The organism is Desulfobaculum sp. (assembly GCF_054921475.1).
The window spans coordinates 1-4,229 of the sequence record NZ_JBUDSW010000286.1 but is presented as its reverse complement, the minus strand read 5'-3'; the positions used below and the strand labels follow the sequence as shown (position 1 = coordinate 4,229).

Here is a 4,229-nt window from a genome sequence, read left to right as displayed (position 1 = left end):
GAAGAGCCCGGCACCATCACCGAACTGCACAACGCCGTCGTCAAGGCGCTGAACACACTGGAACTGCCCATCTCCTTCAACAAGAAGGACAACCTTGTCGCCGTGGTGCAGACGTTTACCTCCGAAGGCGAAAGCATCACCATCACCATCCACTACCGCGCCGAGGACGTCTCGGAACTGGTCTTCTCCTCCGAGGACCGGGTGGACGTCTACAAGCTGAGTGGACTGCTTGAAGAAATCCGCAAGAATATGTCCATTATTTAGGCGGCGCACGTCGCCGCCGCCCCCAGCGCCATCCTGCGAGTCCGGCGCCGCATAGTGCGGCGCCGGACGGCGCGCCTTCACGCCTGCCCTGCGTGCACCACCATATGCTGCCCCCGTCCTGCGCAGGCCCGAAGTCTGGAGGCAACGCCGCGCCCAGCGCCAAATGCTTTTCCCCAGCATCACTGCGCCCTTAGGGCTTCCCGCCACGCGGGGCGCACCCTTCCCCCCCCCTCCGCCTTGCTCCACCATGGCTCACCGCCACGCGCCCTCGCGGCATTGGCAAACGCCGCAAGGCGCGCTATAGCCCGTGCGTCGAGGAGACGCACCACCCATGACGCACACCACGCCCGCCATATCCGTTGTTTTGCCCGCCTACAACGCCGCCCGGCACCTTCCGGCCTGTCTGGACAGCCTGCTGGCGCAAGACGCCGGGGACTATGACATCATCGCCGTTGACGACGGCTCCACCGACGACACCGCCCGCGTCCTGACGGACTACGCCGCCCGCCACGACCGGGTGCGCGCCCTCCTGCGCCCGCACGAGGGCGTGGCCGCCGCATTCAACACGGGCATGGAGCACGCCACAGGCCGCTACATCGCACGCATGGACGCCGACGACACCTGCGACCCACGCCGCCTGCGCCTGCAGGCCGAGCACCTCTGCGCCAACCCGCAGGTGGGGCTGGTGGCCAGCACCGTCACCTACGGCGGATGCCGGGAGACCTGCGCAGGCTACGCCCACCACGTGGACTGGACCAACACCTTGCTCAGCGCGGCAGACATCTTTCTGCACCGCTTTGTGGACCTGCCCTTTGCCAACCCGGCGGTGATGTTCCGGCGCGAATGCGTTGCCGCCCATGGCGGCGCTCTGGATGGGGATTTCCCGGAGGATTACGAAATGTGGCTCCGCTGGCTGGATGCCGGGGTGCGCATGGAAAAGCTCCCCCAGCCGCTGGTGACATGGAACGACCCGCCAACCCGCCTCACCCGCACGGACTGCCGCTACGACCAAATGGCGTTCTACCGCGTGAAGGCGGCCTACCTTGCCCGTTGGCTAAAACGCACCAGCCCGCACTGGCCCGAGGTCTACATCATCGGCGCGGGACGCCCCACCCGCCAGCGCGCGGACCTGCTCCTTGACCACGGCGTGAATATCCGCGCTTATGTGGACATCGACCCGCGCAAAATCGGCAATATCATCGGCGGGCGCCCGGTCATCGGCCGCGCGGCCCTGCCCGCACCGGGAGAGTGCTGCATCGTGTCCTACGTCGGCAACCGCGGCGCGCGGGATGAGGTGGCAGAATTCTTGACCGGGGCGGGCTACGTCATGGGACGGGATTTTCTGCTCGCCGCGTAAGGGACGCTTTGCGCCACTGCCGCCGGGGATTGTCCGAGGTCTCCACCACGGGCGGCGCATCCGGCCCGGCCCACGTCACGCGTGTGGCGCCGTCCCACCCCGGCGTAAAGAGCGGAATGTGCCGCTCTGCCACTGCGCGGCGCACCACGCGGTTCGGATAGCGGCGGTAGTTGATGAATCCTGCCGAAGCCAGCGCAAGGCGCGGGCGAACCGCATCATAGAGCGCCGGGGCGAAACTGCTCTTGCTGCCATGGTGCGGCAGAACCAGCACGTCCGCCCGCACATCCCGGCCGCTAGCCAGCACGCGGGCAATGCCTGCTTCCTCCACGTCACCGGGCACAAGGGCCAGCCCGCGCCCCTTCCACACCAGCCGAACCACCAGCGACGCATCATTTTTGCCCAGCGCGGCGCGCTCCGGCGTGCCCTGCTCTGGCGGCCCCAGCACCTCCAGCCATAGGTCCGGCGTCACCATCATGCGCTGGCCCGCGTGCCACGCCTCCGGCGTCAGCCCAGCGGCGCGGACATCCCCGCGCAGGCGCTGTACCTCAATATTCCCCGGCCAATCGCCATTACCCACAAAGCGCTCCACCATGAACCGCCGCAGCAGGAAGGGATAGCCCCGGTAATGGTCCGCATCCGGATGGGTGAGCACGGCAATCTCCAGCCGCGGCGGCCGCCCATGGGCGAGGGCGGGACCGACCACAGCGCGGCCAAGGTCGAACCCCGGCAAGGAGCCGCCAGCGTCCAGCAGCACCCGCACGCCCCCCGGCGCGTCCACACACACGGCCTGACTTTGGCCCGTGTCCAGCATGGTCAGGCGCACCCGGTCCTGCCCCTGCATCACGCCGCGCACCACGCCGGGACCGGTCAACAGCATCACGCCCAAAAGCGCCGCCCACATCGCGCGCCGCCGCGCCCGGGCAAGCGCCAGCCCCACCGCGGCAACGGCAAGGGCGTAACCAAACATCTGCGGCCACAACGGGCGCAGGGCCGCCACCTCGGGCAGCAGGCCGCCGTCTGCCAGCCTGTGGAGCACAACAAGGCCTACGTCCAGCACGCCCGCCGCCACGCTCAAGCCCAAGTGCCCAAGGGGCGCGGTCCACGGCGCCGCCAGCAGCGCCATGCCGCACAGCCCAAGGGGCATCACCACCAGCCCAAGCAGAGGCAGCCACAGGACGTTCATATACAGCCCAGCGGCCACACAGCCAAAATTGCTCACGATAAGGGGAAGGAGGGCGATATTGGTGCTGGCGCTCATAAGGAGCACCACCGCCCCGCCGCGCAGAATGCGTTCCCACAGGGGAGCGCGGTGCCCGCCGTCATGCTGGAGTTGGGGCTGGGGCCGCCGAAAACGCCGCGCCACGCGCGCGGCGCACAGCTTGGCCGCATGCCACAGGGCCGGGGCAAACAGCCCTATGCCCGCCACCGCCACCGCGGATAGCTGCAAACGCAGGTCGTATACGGCCAGCGGGTCCATGGCGAGGATGCACACAAGGGCCACAAACAGCCCGTCCACCAGCACCCGCTCACGGTTCATAAGAAGAAGCACGCCCCACGCGGCAAACATAATGGCCGCACGGACAAGGCTTGGGGAGCCGCCACCAAGCCACACGTACCCCGCCACGCAGGGCGCGGCGAGGAGCACCGCCAGCTTGGGGCGCGGCACCCGCAAATACACGCCCGGGGCCACCAGCCCCACCAGCCACGCCGCGCCAACGCCCAGCCCCGCCGCAAAGCCAAGGTGCATCCCGGACAGGGCAAGGCTGTGGGCAAGGGACGCCTGCCGCATGACGTCAAAGGTAGGCGACTGCAAAAAGAAGCGGTCGCCCGTCAGCAGCGCGGTCAGCATGGCCCGCCCCTGCGTCATGGGGCCGTCCCCGGCCACGGCGGTGACGATGCGGTGGCGCAGCCCTTCGGGCACCTGTCCGGACAGGTCGGGGTCGCCGCGCATATCGCGCGTCCACCCGCGCCAGTACACGCCGCGCTGCGCCCAGTAGAACGCGGTGTTCCAATTACCGGGGTTCACATACCCCCGCGCCGGGCGCGCCCGTGTCATCACGCTGGCGGTCATCCCTACGCGCGGGCCTGCCGCCGGGTCCTGCCAGTTCCACAAAAAGCGCCCCGGCACGCGGACCGTTTCGCCATTGTCACGGTGGCATACCGCCCCGCGCAGAAACACGCGCACCGCCCCGCGCGGGGAGCGCTGCACCTCGTCCACCGCGCCCGTCACGCGCACGCGTTCACGCGCCTGCATCCACGCGGGCACCTCCGGCGGCGGCGCAGGGGCAACACACAGGCCAACGCCCCACCCCGCACAAAAAAACAGGGCCAGAGCACACACTCTGACCCACAATCGTTTCGGAAAAGCGCCAAGGGCGCACAGGGCAAGGCCACCAGCAATGGCGGCGTGGGGCTGGCGCAGCATCAGCATGCCCAGCATGGCCGCCCCGAAAAAGACCTGCCACGGCAAAAGCCCCGGCATAACAAGGGGCCGCGTGCCTGCGCCGCGTGCGGGCATCCGCGCCCCCTACGCTCCCGCGCCGTCTGTGGCCGTCATATGCAGTCGGCCAAGGATGATATCTGCCGCGCGCCCCGGCGCGCCCGGCTC

General features: G+C 69.0%; 3 protein-coding genes. 2 read left to right on the top strand and 1 reads right to left on the bottom strand.

Features of this window, described 5'->3' with window-relative positions; translation table 11 throughout:
• Positions 1 to 264 (top strand): hypothetical protein (locus ACY69P_RS14665; RefSeq protein WP_462328007.1); only part of this gene is annotated, 264 nt, incomplete at its 5' end.
• A 331-nt stretch (positions 265 to 595) separates the two neighbouring features.
• Positions 596 to 1,621, top strand: a complete 1,026-nt coding sequence (locus tag ACY69P_RS14660; protein WP_462328006.1) for a glycosyltransferase family 2 protein — start codon at positions 596 to 598, stop codon at positions 1,619 to 1,621.
• Here the strand turns inward: ACY69P_RS14660 and ACY69P_RS14655 are convergent.
• Entirely contained in the window at positions 1,590 to 4,139 is a 2,550-nt protein-coding gene (locus ACY69P_RS14655; protein WP_462328005.1) for a DNA internalization-related competence protein ComEC/Rec2, read from the bottom strand. The genes ACY69P_RS14660 and ACY69P_RS14655 overlap by 32 nt on opposite strands.
• Between the last annotated feature and the right edge of the window lie 90 nt (positions 4,140 to 4,229).